The sequence below is a fragment of the Microbacterium sp. K35 genome, from assembly GCF_004794375.1.
GTDB classification, from domain to species: Bacteria; Actinomycetota; Actinomycetes; order Actinomycetales; family Microbacteriaceae; genus Microbacterium; species Microbacterium sufflavum.
Genome location: NZ_SSDM01000133.1, coordinates 1 through 14,829, shown reverse-complemented (window position 1 = coordinate 14,829; position 14,829 = coordinate 1). Strand labels below are relative to the sequence as shown.

Below are 14,829 nucleotides of genomic sequence, written 5' to 3'. Positions count from 1 at the left end.
AGCCCTCAAACTCTGCATTCTGGATCCAAGATCACCGAACGCGTCGCGGCCGGAGAACGACGAACGCCCCCCGTCCCGGAGGACGGAGGGCGTTCGACAGACGTGCCTTACTTGGCGGCGACGACCTGCAGCGTGATGACCGCGGTGACGTCCTCGTGCAGACGCACGGTCGCCTCGTGCTCACCGGTCGCCTTGATGGGCGACGTGATGTGCACCTTGCGCTTGTCGATCGCACCGAGACCGGCGGCCTCGACCGCGTCGGCCACGTCGGCGGTCTTGACCGAGCCGAAGAGACGACCCTCCTTGCCGGCCTTGACCGCGAGGCGCACCTTGGCGGCCTCCAGCGAGTTCTTCAGGGCCACGGCCTCGTCGCGGTCGTGGATCGCACGCGCCTGGCGTGCGGCCTGGATCGACGCGACCTGCTTCTCGCCACCGCGCGTCCACGCGGTCGCGAAACCCTGCGGGATGAGGTAGTTGCGGGCGTACCCGTTCTTGACCTCGACCACGTCACCGGCGCTACCCAGCCCGGCGACCTCGTTCGTGAGAATCAGCTTTGCCATCTCAGTAACCCCTTACCGGCCGGCGCCAGCGTAGGGCAGGAGCGCCATCTCGCGGGCGTTCTTGATCGCCGTGGCGATCAGACGCTGCTCCTGCACCGACACACCGGTGATGCGACGGGCGCGGATCTTGCCGCGCTCCGAGACGAACTTGCGGAGGGTGGCGACATCCTTGTAATCGATGACACCGACCCGGATGGACTTCGCGGGGGCGGCGTTCTTCGCGCCCTTCCGCGGCTTGCGGCGGTCGCCGCTCGACTTTCCAGCCATTGCTCTTTCCTTAGTGATGATGATCGGACGCTGCGCGCTCGCGCGCATCCGGAGAATTGATCAGAACGGGGTGTCGTCGCCGAAGCTGCCCGGAGTGCTCCAGGCGTCGGCGCTGGTCGACGAGCCGGGCGTGGACCACGGCTCCTCCGACACCTGCTGCTGCTGCGGACGGGACTGCCCGCCACCGCCACCGCTCGAGGCCGCACGGGTGACCTGCGCGGTCGCGTACCGCAGCGAGGGGCCGATCTCGTCGACCTCCAGCTCGATCGCGGTGCGCTGGTTGCCCTCGCGGTCCTGGTAGGAACGCTGACGCAGACGGCCCTGCGCGATCACGCGCATGCCCTTGGTCAGCGAGCCCGCCACGTGCTCCGCGAACTCGCGCCAGACCGACGCGCGGAGGAACAGCGCTTCGCCGTCCTTCCACTCGTTCGCGGCACGGTCGAAGTTGCGCGGCGTCGATGCGATGGTGAAGTTCGCCACCGGCAGCCCGTTCTGCGTGTACCGCAGCTCGGGGTCGGCCGTGAGGTTTCCCACCACGGTGATGACGGTTTCGCCGGCCATGAGACTTAGGCCTTCGCAGCCTTGGCGGCCTTGCGGGCAGCCTTCTCTTCGGAGCGCTTGGCCTCGGACGCGATCATCGCCTGAGCCTCTTCCGCGCGCAAGACCTTGGTGCGCATGATCTGCTCGTTCAGCTTGAGCTGACGGTCGAGCTCCTGCGTGGCGGCGCTGGTCGCGGTGAAGTTGACGACGGCGTAGATGCCCTCGGTCTTCTTCTGGATCTCGTAGGCCAGACGGCGCTTGCCCCAGATGTCGACGTTCTCGATCGAGCCACCATCGTTGGTGATGACCTTCAGGAACTTGTCGAGCGTCGGGGCGACCTGGCGCTCGTCGATCTCGGGGGTCAGAATGACCATGAGTTCGTACTGGTGCGTCACTTACCCACCTCCTTCGGACTAGAACGGCTCTCGGGACTTTCCCGGGAGCAGGAGGGTGTGTGCACGTGCCCGCCCGTGGAACCCGAGTGGGTGCCGGAAGGCAGACAACCTCGACAGTCTAGCGGACATTCCTCCGAGCCGCCTCCCACCGATCGGCCCGCGGCTTGGCATGCTGGAGGGCGTGCCCGATGACCGTCATCGGGCACATGACTGGAGGGGGGCGCCATGCGCGTCAACAAGTGGGGGGTCGGCGTCGTTCTCGCCGCCGCCGTCATGCTCACCGGATGCTCGGCGGGCGGATCGGACAAGCCGGCCGACGCGAAGCCGAGCACGGCCGCATCGCAGGAGGCCGACGCAGCGGCCACGGACTGCCCCGAGCTGGCCGAGGGCGCGACCGTCGACGGCACGGCGCTCGGCACGTGCATCGCCGACGCGATGGCCGACTCCGCGGGCTACGCCGCCAAGACGAGCGTGCTGGGCATGGAGAGCACCGCCCGCGTGAACCCCTCCGAGGACGCCCTCGAGTCGATCTCGCCGATGGGCTCGATCGTCGCGATCGGCGACGACGTGTGGGTCAAGTCGCCGTCGAGCGACTGGCAGCCGGCCGACCCGGACTCCAGCGACCCGATCATCGCGGGCCTCAGCACGAGCGCGGCCGACGTCGCCGCCATGGACCCCGCCGCCGCGGCCGAGGCCCTCGCAGGCGACTTCACCGTGAGCGGCACCGGCGAGCGCCTCGGCCAGAAGGTGTTCCTGATCACCGGTTCGGTCGACCAGCAGGGCACGACGGTCGACGTGGCGTTCGAGGTCACCGCCGACTACGTCAACCTCGCATCGAAGAGCACCGCGTCCGTCGAGGGCCAGTCGCTGGAGATCGCGATGGAGATCACCGAGTGGGACGTGAAGCAGGACATCGTCGCCCCGGTGTGATCCGGGGATGACACGAAGGGCCGGGGCATGCGCCCCGGCCCTTCGCCGTCCGGCCCCGCGTCAGTAGGCGACGGGCGGGACCTCGGCCCACACGGCGCGGTCGTCCGTGGAGGGGGCGTCGGGGATGCGGCCGGCGCCGTCCGGCTCGGGGATGGCCGCGAGCAGGGCCTGCGTGTAGGGGTGCTGCGGCGCGGACCACAGCTGCTCCGTGGGGCCCGACTCGAGCACCCGTCCCGCGAACATGACCAGGGTGCGATCGGCGATGCGGCGCACCACGGCGAGGTCGTGCGAGATGAAGAGCATGCCGGCGCCCGACTCGGCCACCAGGTCTCGCATCAGTCCGGCCACGCTCGTCTGCGTCGAGGCGTCGAGCGCGGAGATGGGCTCGTCCGCCACGAGCAGCGAGGGCCGCGCGGCCAGGGCCCTGGCGATCGCGATGCGCTGCTTCTGCCCGCCCGAGAACTGGTGCGGGAAGCGGGTGCGGACGTTCGCGGGCAGCCCGACGCGTTCGAGCCACTCCTCCACGGTGGATCCGGCGGCACCGCGCGCTCGGGCGGTGGCGATGCCGTCGGAGATCTGGTCGCCGATGCGTCGGCGAGGGTTCAGCGAGGTCGACGGGTCCTGGAACACCATCTGGATCCCGGTCAGGGCGGTCGACCGGCGGCGGATGCCGAGCGGCGCGACCGGGGCCCCGCGGAACTCGACCGTGCCGGCGGCGGTCTTCTCGATGCCGACGACGGCGCGGGCGAGGCTCGACTTGCCGCTGCCCGACTCGCCGACCAGCGCGACGGTCTCCCCCGCGGCGACGCGGACCGACACCCCGTTCACGGCGATCACCGGCGGATTGCCCGGGTAGCGCACGACCACGTCGCGCGCGTCGAGGACGCTGACCTCACTCATGCGCATCCTCCTCGATCGGGTCGACCGCATCGACCTGGTCCATCGCGTCGACCGCGGGCGCCTCGATGCGCGAGCCGGGGAGGGCGGCGAGCAGCATCCGCGTGTACTCGTGCTGCGGGTGCAGGAACAGGGTCTCGCGGTCGGCGAGCTCCACGATGCGGCCGTCCTTCATGACCGCGACGGTGTCGGCGATCGCGCTCATCACGCCGAGGTCGTGCGTCACGAGCAGCACGGCGAGGTTCCGTTCGATGGCGAGGTCGCGCAGCAGCTGCAGGATGCCGGCCTGCACCGTGACGTCGAGCGCCGTGGTGGGCTCGTCCGCCAGCAGCACCTCGGGGTCGCACGCCAGGGCGCACGCGATCGCGATGCGCTGCCGCTGCCCGCCCGAGAACTGGTGCGGGTAGCGCTTCAGCGCCTCGGCCGGGTTCGGCACCTGCACGGTCTGCAGCAGCTCCACCGCCCGCTCGCGCGCCGCGGCGCCCGTGAGGCCGAGGTGCACGCGCATGTGGTCGGTGAGCTGGCGGCCGACCGGGAGCTGCGGGTGCAGCGACGCCGACGGGTCCTGGAACACCATCGCGATGCGCTTCCCGCGGATGCGATTGAGGCCGCGGCGCTTCAGGCCGAGCAGCTCCTCCCCCGCGAGGGTGATCGAGCCGCCCGTGCGGGCCTGCCGCGGCAGCAGCCCGAGCACCGCGAGCGAGGTGAGGGTCTTGCCGGAGCCCGACTCGCCCGCGAGGCCGTGGATGCGCCCGGCCTCGAGCTCGAGCGACACGCCCTTCACGAGCGGACGGCCGATGTCGACCGTGAGATCGCGGATGCTCAGCGCGGCGGTCATGCGGGCACCCCCGTCGCGGAGGCCTGGTGGTCGGCCTCCTTCTCGTGCGTGACCTCGGCGGTCGGGTCGAGCACGTCGCGCATCGCATCGCCGAGGAAGTTGAACGCCAGCACGACCGTGAGGATCGCGAGACCGGGGAACACCCCGAGCCACCAGGCGTCGAAGTTCTGCATGGCCCCCGAGATCATCGACCCCCACTCGGCGGTGGGCGGCTGCGCGCCGAGGCCGAGGAAGGAGAGGCCGGAGAGCAGCAGGATCGCGGCGCCGATGTCGAGCGTGGCGAGCACGAGCACGGGCCCGGCGATGTTGGGGAGGATGTCCACAAACAGGGTCCGCAGCGGCGAGTGGCCGAGCAGGCGTCCGGCGATCACGTAGTTCTGTCCGCGCAGGCCGAGCACGATGCTGCGGGTGACGCGGGCGTACTGCGGCCACGACACCACGATCGCCGCGATCACCGCGTTGAACAGCGACGGGCCGAGCGACGCGGCGACCACCATCGCGAGGATCACGGTCGGGAACGCCATGAAGAGGTCGGTGATGCGCATCAGCGTCTCGTCGACCGCGCGGCCGAAGTAGCCCGCGACGGCGCCGATCAGCGTGCCGATGATCATCGCCGCGATCACGAGCATGAGCGCGAGCGGCAGGCTCACCGTCGCTCCGGTCATCAGTCGCGAGAAGATGTCGCGGCCGTTGCCGTCGGTGCCGAGGATCGTGTCGATGCCCGGCTCCTGCAGTCGCGGCAGCACCTGCGCGTTCGGCGGGTACGGCACCCACCACTGCGCCGTGAAGGCGATGACGATCCAGGCCGCCGCGATCACGGTGCCGATGATGCCGAGCGGGGTGCGCCAGGCGCGGGGCCAGCGGGAGCGGAAGCGCCAGGGGCCGGCGGCGGCGTCGATGCGGCTCATGCGATCCTCACTCTCGGGTCGAGCACGCCGTAGAGCAGGTCGACGATGAAGTTGATGAGGAGATAGATCATGCCGACGACCAGGCCGACGCCCATGATGCCGGGCAGGTCGAGGTTCGCGGCGGAGTTGTAGGCGTACGTGCCCAGGCCCGGCCACGCGAACACCGACTCCACGAGCACGGTGCCCGACAGCAGGGCCCCGAACGCGACGCCCACCACGGTGAGGATCGGCAGCGAGGCTCCACGGAGCACGTAGTCGAGGATGACGCGCATGGCCGGGAGGCCCTTGGCGCGGGCGGCCCGCACGTAGTCGCTGCCCAGCACCTCCAGCACCGACGTGCGGATGAACCGGGTGAGCAGGCCGATGGTCACGAGCGAGAGCACCATGACGGGAAGGGCGAGGTGGGCGAGCGCATCGAAGAAGCCGACGCCGTCGCCGTTGAGCAGGTAGTCGACCGTGTAGAGCCCGGTCACGCGCGGCGGCGGGGTGATCGACGGCGAGATGCGACCCGAGCCCGGCGCGATGCGCAGCTCCAGGAAGAAGACGTAGAAGCTGACCAGCGCGAGCCAGAAGGTGGGGACGCTGAGGCCGACGAGGGTGACCACGCGGATGACCTGGTCGGTGACGAGGCCCCGGCGGTAGGCGGCGAGCGTGCCGAGCACGATGCTGACCGCGAGGCTGACGATGATCGCCCCGATCGCGATCTCGATCGTCGCGGGCACCGCGGTGGCGAGGTCGCTGGTGACCGGGCGTCCGGTCACCAGCGACGTGCCGAGGTCCCCGCGGAGCAGGTTCCCCATATAGATGAAGTACTGCACGAACAGTGGCTGGTCGAGTCCGTTCGCCTTGATGAACGCCTCGCGCGTCGCCGGGTTCTGCGACGCGCCCTCACCGAGGGCGGCCGAGACCGGGTCTCCCGGCACCAGGTTGGTGAGCGCGAACGTGACGATCGTCACGCCCACCAACAGGAGCAGGGAGGTCCCGGCCCGCCGCAGCAGGTATCCGACGAGAGGCGAACGGCGCCGCTGCGCCTGCCTCTGCACGGCCACTGTCGTCATGGAAGGTCCGTTCAGCCGGCCGGGGCGATCTCGGCGATGTCCATCTCCCACACGGAGTTGTACACGGCACCGGTCACGTCGCTCGCGGAGGAGATGTTGCGGCCGGGGACGATGAGCGGCACGAACGGACCCTGCTCCTGCATCGCCTCGGCGAACTCGGTGAACGCGGCCTCGCGCTGCGCGGGGTCGGTGGCGCTCGCGGCACCCGCCGCGATGCCCGCGATCTCCGGGTTGGCCTCGGCCGCCCAGCCGGCGCGCAGGCCGACCTTCAGACCGGGAGCGAAGGGGAGGAAGTTCGCCGAGTCGGCGTAGTCCGGACCCCAGAACCACAGGCCGAAGCCCTCGGTGCCGTTGACGTACGCGTCGAGCTCGGTCGCGAACGGTGCCGGGGCGAGCTCGACCGTGATGCCGGCGTCTTCGAGCTGCGCCTGCACGCGCTCCGCGAGCGGGGTGAACTCCACGCCGCCGACCGGGTAGTCGTTCGGGAACTGCAGCTTCAGCGTCTGGCCGGTGTAGCCGGCCTCGGCGAGCGCGGCCTTCGCCTTGTCGAGGTCCTGCTCCACGCCGCCGTCGAGTGCACCCTCGAATCCGGGCGGGATCACGCCCGTCGCCTGCACGGCGCCCGCACCGGCGAGCTCGAGCAGCGCGTCGTAGTCGAGCGCGTAGCGGATCGCCTCGGCGATCTTCACGTTGGCCAGCTCGCCGGCTACGGCGGGCGACTGGTTCAGCAGCAGGAAGATGGTCTGGCCCGACGGGACCGAGTCGACCGTGATGTCGTCGCCGAGGCCCGCGACCTGGTCGCCGTTGAGGTCCATCGCGACCATCGAGTCGCCGCCCTTGAGGTTGGCGAGCTGCGTGGCGCTCTCCGACACGTTGCGCACCACCACGCGGCTGTAGGCCGACTTCTCGTCGCCGTTGTACTCGTCGTTGCTCTTCAGGACCACCTGCGAGCTGAGGTCGAGCGTGTCGAGCACGAACGGCCCGGAGCCCGCGGACTCGCCGTCGAGGAACTCCTGTGCCGAGTCGGTGCCGTCGATCGCGCCGCCGTTCTCGATCACCACGTCGGAGTTCACGATGCCGAGGGCCGGGTTCGCGAGGATGGCCGGGAGCTGCAGCAGCGGGGTCTCGGACGTGAACCGGATGGTCTTGTCGTCGACCTCGGTGATGGTGAGGCCGCCGAGCAGGAAGTTGGGCTTGGCGTCTTCCATGCCCTGGATGCGCTGCAGCGAGAACACGACGTCCTTCGCCTCGACGGGCGAGCCGTCGGAGAAGACGCGGTCGCCCTCGAGCGTGAAGGTGAACTCGGTCGCGGCGTCGTTCTGCTCCCACGAGGCGAGACCGGGGACCGGCGTGGAGACGTCGGAGCCCTCGAAGTCGACGAGGGTCTCGTACAGGGCCTTCGCGATCATATTGCCGGTCGGGTCGTAGGTGTGACCAGGGTCGGCGGTCTCGATCGAGAACGCGGTGTCGATGACGAGCGAGTCGGAGCCCTGGGACGCGTCGGAGTTGTTCGCCGAGTTCCCTCCCGAGCAACCCGCGAGCGCCAGGAGCGCGACGGCTCCGAGCGCGATGACCGGCGTGAAACGGCGTGACGACATGAGGGCCTCCAAGGGCGAGGAGTACATTCGGGTTCCGGTGATGTCCGATGTGGACGACCGGTGATCAGATTCGCATCATATGCGACGATGTGTCCAGCAAGTGCGGGTCACATCGGCACGCTTTGTCCAGAACCTCGGATGTCAGGAGCAATATGTCCAGCAAGGATGCGGATCCGTCGAAGCTTTCTGGACGAAGTGCCGCCCCACTGGATGAGACGGCGTACAGAATCCTCGATGTGCTGCGTGATAACGGTCGCGTCTCGATCGCCGCACTGGCCGAGAAGGTCGGCATCTCCCGCGCCAGCGCGTACACCCGGGTCGAGTCCCTGGTGCACGACGGCGTCATCACCGGCTTCAGCGCCCGCGTCGATCACGCCAAGGCCGGACTGTCGATCGGCGCGCTCGTGTTCGTCACGGTCATGCCGCAGGCCTGGGCCTCGTTCCGGGAGCGCATCATCGAGATGCCCGACGTGGAGTGGTGCGCCATCACCACGGGCGAGCACGACGCGATGCTGCTGATCCGCGCGGTCGACGTCAGCGGGGTGCACGAGTTCTCCACCGGGGTGATCGCGCAGCTGCCCGAGGTGCGCACCGTGGTCAGCGTCGTGGTGCTCGACGAGGTGGTCCGCCGCCCCTACCTGCTGCCCGCCGACCTCCCGGAGCGCGACACCGAGGTGCCGCTCGGCATGACCCGCTGGACACCCGCCTCCCCCGGCCGCGACACCCTCCCGCCCCGCTGACCCGGGGTCAGCGCTCGGTGTCGCTCCGGCCGTATCCCTCGAGGATGAGCAGCGCAGCGAGGATCACGAGACCCACCACGAGAAGAGCGAGCCCGACCCCGGTCACGTCGACCGGATGGATCTCGAAGGACTCCGTCGCCCCGGGCGCCGGTGAGGCTACGCTCACGGTTCTCGAAACGGTGAAGAAGATCCCCATCGACAGTGTGGCGACGGCAAGCACCCAGGCGCCGAGCCGCGCGAACCTCCTCGATTTCCTTGCCACGAGTCACTGACCAACCGTGAAGCCCGGGACGGGGCTGAAAGCCGTCAGCACACGACTCGTCGATAGAAGCGTCTGCGCGGACCTCCCGTGCGCCTTGGTCAGCTTCCACTTCTGGATCTGATAGGTCACTCGGGTGCCGACAGCCCAAGCTTTATAGGAGGCTCCCGCGGGTGCAACCGGCGACGTCCATTGAATGGAACTCGTGACCGTCTTGTCTTCGCTGATACCGATGCCCGCGGCTACCGTCGCGGTTGAGAGACCGAATGATGCATCAATGTGAGTGCTCACGGTGTACGAGTTCGCGATCGTGCACGTTCCTCCGCCTCCGCCACTCGCCACCTGGCAAATCCCGAGCTGCTTGCTCTTGTTCGTCACGTGTAACACGCTAGCTGACATCGGCGCTTACGAGGCCGCCCCGCCGACCCGGGTCAGGCGGCGGGGATCTCCTCGACCACGCTCAGCTGCGGCAGGCCGTGCATCTCGTAGTGCTCGACGAGGCGGATGCGGCCGTCGTCGGTGAGCTCAAGCTCGCTCTCGCCGTCGCCGGTGACGACGGTGCCGTCGGTCTTGAGCACGTGCACGAACGACACCCAGATGGTGTCGGCCGTGCGGGTTCCGACGAACTTGCCGAACGTGACCGTGTCGCCCTCGTACCCGCCCCAGATGGCGCCGTCGCGCTCGAAGTACTCGAAGATGCTGGGGGCGTCGGGGTCGACGGCGGAGGTGGTGGACGACACCATGCGGAAGCGTCGGCCGTCGAGGGAGGGAAGGGTCGCAGTCGCAGTCACCCCTCGATTATGGAGGATGCCGCAGACGCCGCCGCGCGGGAGGCCGGGCGCCCGGGCCCGGCCGGTACCGTGGGTCGCATGGAGTGGATGGCCGACCCGAGCCCCGGCGCCTGGCTGCGCGACCGCCTCGACGACGACGTGACCGCGAGCATGCACGGCGTGGTGCCGCGCGGGTTCCCCGCCTACGCGCGCGTGTTCCATCCGGGGGTCGTGCGCTCCCTGCCCGACCGCCCGTACCCCACCCCCGACGAGTGGGAGCGCCTGCCGGAACCCGAGCGCCGCCGGCTCGACGCACAGTTCTCCGGCGAGCGCGTGACCTGGGCCGACACCGCCGCGGTCTTCGGCACCACGATGCACGCACTGGCACAGTGGCAGCGGATCGTGCGCACCCCGGTCGACGGCGACTGGCGCACCCGGATCGGCCCGGACGGGCGCGAGTACAACGCCCCTGCGGAGGGGGAGCTCGACCCCGACCTGCTGTCCGTGCTGGCGGGCCACCTGGCCGCGCACACCGCGACACCCGACGCGGGGGTCGCGGCGCTGTGGGAGGGATGGGGTGGACTGGTCGGCTTCTTCGGACAGACGCCGTCGCGCGCGTTCCTCGGGTTCGACGACGACCCCCACCACCGGGCGATGCTGGAGCGCAGCACCCACGATCCGTTCAACAACGGCTTCCGCAAGCCCACCTGGCAGGAGGGCATCCTGTCACGCGAGATCTCGGAGGGGCCCCGGTTGCGGCTCCCCCAGCGCGACCACGTGCCGTTCACCGCCGGAGCATCGGAGTTCGCCGATCCGGACTGGGTCCTGCGGGCGCCGTGGCGCGACCTCGCCGCCGAGGAGCACGGGTTCCCGCCGTCGGCGCAGAGTCCGAGCCTGCTGTGGCCCGACGACCGCGCCTGGGTCATGGTCTCGGAGATCGACTTCGACTCGACGATCGTCGCGGGCTCGCCCGAGCTCATCCGCGCGATCTGCACGGACGAGCGGCTGGAGGCGCTGGCCCTGCGCGAGGGCGCCGACCTCACGTGGGACGCCGACGAGGTGAACCGGTGACGGCGCCCGCTCCGGCGCCGAGCTTCGACGCCCGTCCCCTCACGGAACCGGTCGACCCGGCCGCCGTGCGCGCCTTCGCCGCCGAGCTGCGGTCGCGGCGCACATCGGGCATGGCGGTGTCCTCCATCATCGCGATCGTCGCCGTGTCGATCGCCGGGCTGGTGATGCTGCCCATCCTGTTCACGGTGGTGCTGAGCCTGGCCGCATCCACCGGATCCCCCGGCGCGGCCGCGATCCCGCTCGTGCTGATCGTGCTGCTCGCGGCCGCGGTCGGCGTGCTCATCTGGATGGCCGTGCGCAACGGTCAGGCCACCCGCTACCGGCTGCACCGCTTCGCCCAGGCCAACGGCATGACGTACGAGCCGCGCGTGGACGACCCGCCGCTGCCCGGCATGATCTTCCAGCTGGGCCGGTCGCGCCTCGCCACGGACCTGGTGCGCGGCAGCCACCCTCGGTTCGTGGAGTTCGGCAACTACCAGTACACGGTGCAGTCGGGGAAGAACTCCACGACCTACCGCTGGGGCTACGTGGCCGTGAAGCTCGACGTGCCGCTGCCCAACATCGTGCTCGACGCGACGGGCAACAACGGCTTCGGCTCCAACCTGCCGGCGTCGTTCCAGCGGGCGCAGCGGCTGTCGCTCGAGGGCGACTTCGACCGGCACTTCACCCTGTACTGCCCCGAGGGCTACGAGCAGGATGCGCTCTACCTCTTCACGCCCGACATCATGGCGCGGTTCATCGACAACGCCGCACAGCTCGACGTGGAGATCGTCGACGACTGGCTGTTCCTGTACACGCAGCGCAAGGCGTCGACGCTGGATCCGGCGACGTGGGCGTGGCTGTTCGGCGCGGTCGGCGCGCTGCTGACGAAGTTCGACCAGTGGGCGCGATGGCGCGACGATCGGCTGGCTGCGCAGGGGACGCCGCCCGTCACGGCGGGATCCTCCGGCGGGCACGCACTGCCGTTCGCTCCGCCGGTCGGCCTGCTGACTCCGCCGCCGGGCGTCGCGCCGCAGGGACGACGCCTCAAGCGCACCGGGACGTGGCTTCCCCTGATCGTGGTGATCGGCTTCGCGGCGTTCTGGTTGCTGACGCGCTGGAGCTGACCGCGTCCGAAGTGGGGGTGGGTGTCGTCTGGGGATCGACTCCCACCCCATCCCCCCTCGGGATCGAAAGGAATTCCGACGTTCCCTCCGCATGACGGCGATGCCGTCGCGCCCGCCAGGTCAGCTGGGGACTGACACCGGGAGGCGCCTGCCCAGGATGGTATACCGGTCGACGTTGCGTCCTGTTGCGTCCATGCGCCGGAATGGACCGCTCGCTCAGCTCTCCGCGACGGTCTCCCGCGCCGGCCACGACCGCGTCACCCGGTCGAGCACCCCATCCAGGGTCGACCACGCATCGGCCGAGCGCATCGACGTGCCGATGCGCTCCGCCGCCACGCGGAACGACGGCTGCGCCAGCACGCGGTGCACGGCCGCGGCGATCTGGGCGGACGCCGGGGTGTTGGTGCGGAGGTTCACGCCGGCGCCCGACCAGCCCACGCGCGCCGAGACCTCCACCTTGTCCTCCGTCTGGCCGGCGACGACGATCGGCACCCCGTGGGCGAGGGCCTGCTGCACGCCGCCGTACCCGCCGTTGGTGACCAGCGCGTCGATCTTCGGCAGCAGCCGGTCGTACGGCAGGTACTCCGCCACCCGCACGTTCTCCGGCAGGTCGGCGGGAAGGCTGTTCCTCGGGCGCCCGCCCGTCGTCACCACCACGAGCAGGTCGGACGGCGCGAGCCCGTGCACCGCGGGCAGCACGAGCTGGGTGAAGTCGGAGTTCGCGATGGTGCCCTGGGTGACGTGCACGACCGGGCGGTCGCCGTCGAGGTCGTCCCACCAGCCCGGCAGCGGGGCGTCGGACGCGGTCGTGGGCAGCGGTCCGGCGAAGTGCACCGTGTCGGGGAGGTCACCGCGCGGATACTCGAACTCGGGCACCGTGAACTGCACGTAGGCGTCGGTGCGTCCCGCCCAGTCCAGCACGAAGCCGCCGAGGTCGCGGCCGACGGTCTGCCGCGCCATGTCGTCGGCATCCCGCTGCACCCCGCCGAAGATCGCGCGCTCGGCGACGAGCCGCAGGGCCGCGTTGCGCAGGCGCCCCAGCGGCCCGCGCATCGGGGTGACGCCCAGCCCGAACGGCGCGGTGTCGACGCTGCGAGCTCCGAGGGGGAAGATCCCGAGCGCGATCACGGGCGGCCGCTCGGCCGCGGGCAGGAGCTGCAGCAGCGCACCCCCGACGAAGAGCGGCTCGGTGAGGACGGCGTCGATGCGACGGGAGGCGAGCTCGGCGCGCACGGCCGCGAGCTGGGCGGCACCGGGCCGCACGAACAGCGTGCTCATGTCGAACCGGAGTGCTGCGGGGCCGGTGAGACCCGCACGCTCGGGGAACGCGCCGTCGGCGTCGTCGAGGTCGACGTCGGCCTCGGGCGGCAGCGGAAGGAAGCGGGCGCCGCTGGCCAGCACCCGGTCGGCGTAGCGGGCGCTGGTGAGGAATCCGACCTCGTGCCCGGCGTCGACCAGGTGCCGGGCGACCTGCAGGAGGGACAGCACGTGCCCGTGAGCGGGAGTGCAGGTGAGGAGGTAGCTGGACATGGCGTGCCTTCGGTTAGGATTGACTGTACCGTCGAAGTATTCATCACCCTTTGAGGAAAGTCAATGGCTGAAGCCGCCCCGCGTGCCTACACGTCCGCCCTGCGCACCCGCCAGGCCCAGGAGACGCGAGCGCGCATCGTCGCCGCGGCCGCCCGGCTCTTCGCGTCGCAGGGCTACCAGGCGACCACCATCGCGGCCATCGCCCGCGAGGCCGGGGTGTCGGCCGAGACCGTGAAGACCACCGCGGCGAAGGCCGAGCTGCTGATCGCCGCGTTCGAGGTGACGTTCTCCGGGTCGGAGGCCGCGGAGTCACTCGTGGAGACGGAGGTCGCCTCCGGACTGCTCGACCTGCCCGACGACGCGTTCCTCGACGGCGTGCTCGCGCAGATCACCACGGCCAACCAGCGCGGGCACGGCCTGTGGACCGTCCTGCTCGGGGCCGCGCTGTCCGACCCCGTCGTCGACGAAGCGCTCCGCCGCATCCTGGAGAACCGGGCGGCGGACTACCGCGGGTTCGTGGCGGAGCTGGTGCGGCGCGGCATCGCCCCCGCGGCCACCGACACCGACGCGACCGCCGATGCCCTGTCGTTCCTGCTGTCGCCCGAGAGCTACCAGCAGCTGGTCGCGCAGTCCGGGTGGACGCCCGCCCGCTACGCCGACTGGCTGCGCACGACGGTGCTCGCCGAGGTCACACGCCCCTGACGCGCCTGCGCGTCAGCGCGCCGACCAGCCGCCGTCCATCGTGTGGCTTGCTCCGGTGATCATGCCCGCCGCGTCGCCCGCGAGCCACAGCGCGAGCGCCGCGACCTCCTCCGGTTCCACCAGCCGCTTGATCGCGGACTCGGTGAGCAGCACCGATTCCAGCACCTCGTCCTCCGCGATGCCGTGCAGCCGCGCCTGATCCGCGATCTGCTTCTCCACCAGCGGCGTGCGCACGTAGCCCGGATTCAGGCAGTTGCTCGTCACCCCGTGGGCCGCGCCCTCCAGCGCCGTGACCTTCGACAGGCCCTCCAGCCCGTGCTTGGCCGCGACATACGCCGCCTTGAACGGCGAGGCCCGAAGGCCGTGCACGCTCGACACGTTCAGCACCCGCCCGAACCCTCGCTCGTACATGCCGGGGAGGGCGGCCCGGATCAGCAGGAACGGCGCCTCCAGCATCAGCCGCAGGAGGAACGAGAACCGCTCCGGATCGAACTCCTCGATGGGGCTGACGTGCTGCACGCCCGCGTTGTTCACGAGGATGTCGGTGTCGATCCGCGCCTCGGCGAGCGCGGCGACGTCGGACAGGTCCACCTGCCACGCCTCCCCGCCCACCTCCGCCGCGAGGGCCCGCGCCGCGTCGCCGTCGATGTCGGCGACGGT

19 protein-coding genes are annotated in these 14,829 nt (G+C 70.5%); 5 read left to right on the top strand and 14 right to left on the bottom strand.

Translation table 11 applies throughout. The features are described 5' to 3' along the window. Window positions 1-107 precede the first annotated feature (107 nt). Genes rplI through rpsF form a run of 4 tightly spaced genes read right to left on the bottom strand, consistent with a single transcriptional unit; the run spans window position 108 to window position 1,762 of the window. Window positions 108-560, bottom strand: coding sequence for a 50S ribosomal protein L9 (gene rplI, locus DW299_RS04235; RefSeq protein WP_136033871.1), 453 nt, complete (start codon window positions 558-560; stop codon window positions 108-110). 12 nt (window positions 561-572) lie between these two features. Then, on the bottom strand, window positions 573-827 hold the full coding sequence (gene rpsR / locus DW299_RS04230) for a 30S ribosomal protein S18 (RefSeq protein ID WP_017203799.1): 255 nt from the start codon (window positions 825-827) through the stop codon (window positions 573-575). Between the two features lie 60 nt (window positions 828-887). Further along, window positions 888-1,388 (bottom strand): single-stranded DNA-binding protein, encoded by a 501-nt coding sequence (locus tag DW299_RS04225; RefSeq protein ID WP_136033869.1) that lies wholly within the window; start codon window positions 1,386-1,388, stop codon window positions 888-890. A 5-nt stretch (window positions 1,389-1,393) separates the two neighbouring features. After that, the gene (rpsF, locus tag DW299_RS04220) at window positions 1,394-1,762 is read right to left on the bottom strand and encodes a 30S ribosomal protein S6 (RefSeq protein ID WP_021201450.1); all 369 of its coding nucleotides are present in this window, start codon (window positions 1,760-1,762) and stop codon (window positions 1,394-1,396) included. Window positions 1,763-1,987: 225 nt separating this feature from the next. Between rpsF and DW299_RS04215 the strand changes: the two genes are divergently transcribed. Continuing rightward, a complete protein-coding gene (locus DW299_RS04215) occupies window positions 1,988-2,692 on the top strand; it encodes a hypothetical protein (RefSeq protein WP_136035829.1) in 705 nt (234 codons plus the stop codon). 60 nt (window positions 2,693-2,752) lie between these two features. On the opposite strand, the gene DW299_RS04210 is transcribed toward DW299_RS04215, so the two are convergent. Genes DW299_RS04210 through DW299_RS04190 form a run of 5 tightly spaced genes read right to left on the bottom strand, consistent with a single transcriptional unit; the run spans window position 2,753 to window position 7,991 of the window. Then, on the bottom strand, window positions 2,753-3,592 hold the full coding sequence (locus DW299_RS04210; RefSeq protein ID WP_136035828.1) for an ABC transporter ATP-binding protein: 840 nt from the start codon (window positions 3,590-3,592) through the stop codon (window positions 2,753-2,755). Next, a complete protein-coding gene (locus DW299_RS04205) occupies window positions 3,585-4,427 on the bottom strand; it encodes an ABC transporter ATP-binding protein (RefSeq protein ID WP_240745315.1) in 843 nt (280 codons plus the stop codon). The genes DW299_RS04210 and DW299_RS04205 overlap by 8 nt, the downstream gene beginning before the upstream one ends. Beyond that, window positions 4,424-5,335 (bottom strand): ABC transporter permease, encoded by a 912-nt coding sequence (locus DW299_RS04200; protein WP_136035827.1) that lies wholly within the window; start codon window positions 5,333-5,335, stop codon window positions 4,424-4,426. The genes DW299_RS04205 and DW299_RS04200 overlap by 4 nt, the downstream gene beginning before the upstream one ends. After that, a complete protein-coding gene (locus tag DW299_RS04195) occupies window positions 5,332-6,393 on the bottom strand; it encodes an ABC transporter permease (protein WP_136035826.1) in 1,062 nt (353 codons plus the stop codon). Before DW299_RS04195 ends, DW299_RS04200 begins: the two co-directional genes overlap by 4 nt. An 11-nt stretch (window positions 6,394-6,404) precedes the next feature. Beyond that, window positions 6,405-7,991, bottom strand: a complete 1,587-nt coding sequence (locus tag DW299_RS04190) for an ABC transporter substrate-binding protein (protein WP_136035825.1) — start codon at window positions 7,989-7,991, stop codon at window positions 6,405-6,407. A gap of 152 nt (window positions 7,992-8,143) precedes the next feature. On the opposite strand from DW299_RS04190, the gene DW299_RS04185 reads away from it, so the two are divergent. Continuing rightward, a complete protein-coding gene (locus DW299_RS04185; RefSeq protein WP_206252186.1) occupies window positions 8,144-8,731 on the top strand; it encodes an Lrp/AsnC family transcriptional regulator in 588 nt (195 codons plus the stop codon). Between the two features lie 7 nt (window positions 8,732-8,738). Here DW299_RS04185 and DW299_RS18880 read toward each other — a convergent pair whose 3' ends face one another. The 3 genes from DW299_RS18880 to DW299_RS04175 form a co-directional block, all read right to left on the bottom strand. After that, entirely contained in the window at window positions 8,739-8,897 is a 159-nt protein-coding gene (locus DW299_RS18880) for a hypothetical protein (RefSeq protein ID WP_168443072.1), read from the bottom strand. A gap of 99 nt (window positions 8,898-8,996) precedes the next feature. Next, window positions 8,997-9,368: a hypothetical protein gene (locus DW299_RS04180; protein ID WP_136035824.1), complete on the bottom strand. Its 372-nt coding sequence runs from the start codon at window positions 9,366-9,368 to the stop codon at window positions 8,997-8,999. 53 nt (window positions 9,369-9,421) lie between these two features. After that, on the bottom strand, window positions 9,422-9,781 hold the full coding sequence (locus DW299_RS04175) for an avidin-fold protein (protein WP_206252185.1): 360 nt from the start codon (window positions 9,779-9,781) through the stop codon (window positions 9,422-9,424). Window positions 9,782-9,868: 87 nt separating this feature from the next. On the opposite strand from DW299_RS04175, the gene DW299_RS04170 reads away from it, so the two are divergent. Both DW299_RS04170 and DW299_RS04165 read left to right on the top strand, forming a co-directional pair. Beyond that, window positions 9,869-10,831 (top strand): hypothetical protein, encoded by a 963-nt coding sequence (locus DW299_RS04170; protein WP_240745314.1) that lies wholly within the window; start codon window positions 9,869-9,871, stop codon window positions 10,829-10,831. Continuing rightward, complete coding sequence (locus tag DW299_RS04165; RefSeq protein WP_136035822.1) at window positions 10,828-11,937, top strand: hypothetical protein; 1,110 nt, start codon at window positions 10,828-10,830, stop codon at window positions 11,935-11,937. Before DW299_RS04170 ends, DW299_RS04165 begins: the two co-directional genes overlap by 4 nt. Before the next feature lie 216 nt (window positions 11,938-12,153). On the opposite strand, the gene DW299_RS04160 is transcribed toward DW299_RS04165, so the two are convergent. Further along, window positions 12,154-13,467: a glycosyltransferase gene (locus DW299_RS04160; protein WP_136035821.1), complete on the bottom strand. Its 1,314-nt coding sequence runs from the start codon at window positions 13,465-13,467 to the stop codon at window positions 12,154-12,156. 63 nt (window positions 13,468-13,530) lie between these two features. Here DW299_RS04160 and DW299_RS04155 point away from each other — a divergent pair, with 63 nt between their 5' ends. Beyond that, window positions 13,531-14,169 (top strand): TetR/AcrR family transcriptional regulator, encoded by a 639-nt coding sequence (locus tag DW299_RS04155; protein WP_136035820.1) that lies wholly within the window; start codon window positions 13,531-13,533, stop codon window positions 14,167-14,169. A gap of 12 nt (window positions 14,170-14,181) precedes the next feature. On the opposite strand, the gene DW299_RS04150 is transcribed toward DW299_RS04155, so the two are convergent. Then, window positions 14,182-14,829 (bottom strand): SDR family oxidoreductase (locus DW299_RS04150; protein WP_136035819.1); only part of this gene is annotated, 648 nt, incomplete at its 5' end.

Bases quoted from the DNA above. Each gene is read 5' to 3' on its own strand.
- DW299_RS04160 (WP_136035821.1), bottom strand. From the start codon at position 13,467: ATGTCCAGCTACCTCCTCACCTGCACTCCCGCTCACGGGCACGTGCTG.
- DW299_RS04170 (WP_240745314.1), top strand. From the start codon at position 9,869: ATGGCCGACCCGAGCCCCGGCGCCTGGCTGCGCGACCGCCTCGACGAC.
- DW299_RS04200 (WP_136035827.1), bottom strand. From the start codon at position 5,335: ATGAGCCGCATCGACGCCGCCGCCGGCCCCTGGCGCTTCCGCTCCCGC.
- DW299_RS04155 (WP_136035820.1), top strand. From the start codon at position 13,531: ATGGCTGAAGCCGCCCCGCGTGCCTACACGTCCGCCCTGCGCACCCGC.
- rpsR (WP_017203799.1), bottom strand. From the start codon at position 827: ATGGCTGGAAAGTCGAGCGGCGACCGCCGCAAGCCGCGGAAGGGCGCG.
- DW299_RS04185 (WP_206252186.1), top strand. From the start codon at position 8,144: ATGTCCAGCAAGGATGCGGATCCGTCGAAGCTTTCTGGACGAAGTGCC.
- DW299_RS04225 (WP_136033869.1), bottom strand. From the start codon at position 1,388: ATGGCCGGCGAAACCGTCATCACCGTGGTGGGAAACCTCACGGCCGAC.
- DW299_RS04195 (WP_136035826.1), bottom strand. From the start codon at position 6,393: ATGACGACAGTGGCCGTGCAGAGGCAGGCGCAGCGGCGCCGTTCGCCT.
- DW299_RS04190 (WP_136035825.1), bottom strand. From the start codon at position 7,991: ATGTCGTCACGCCGTTTCACGCCGGTCATCGCGCTCGGAGCCGTCGCG.
- DW299_RS04205 (WP_240745315.1), bottom strand. From the start codon at position 4,427: ATGACCGCCGCGCTGAGCATCCGCGATCTCACGGTCGACATCGGCCGT.
- rplI (WP_136033871.1), bottom strand. From the start codon at position 560: ATGGCAAAGCTGATTCTCACGAACGAGGTCGCCGGGCTGGGTAGCGCC.
- DW299_RS04210 (WP_136035828.1), bottom strand. From the start codon at position 3,592: ATGAGTGAGGTCAGCGTCCTCGACGCGCGCGACGTGGTCGTGCGCTAC.
- DW299_RS04215 (WP_136035829.1), top strand. From the start codon at position 1,988: ATGCGCGTCAACAAGTGGGGGGTCGGCGTCGTTCTCGCCGCCGCCGTC.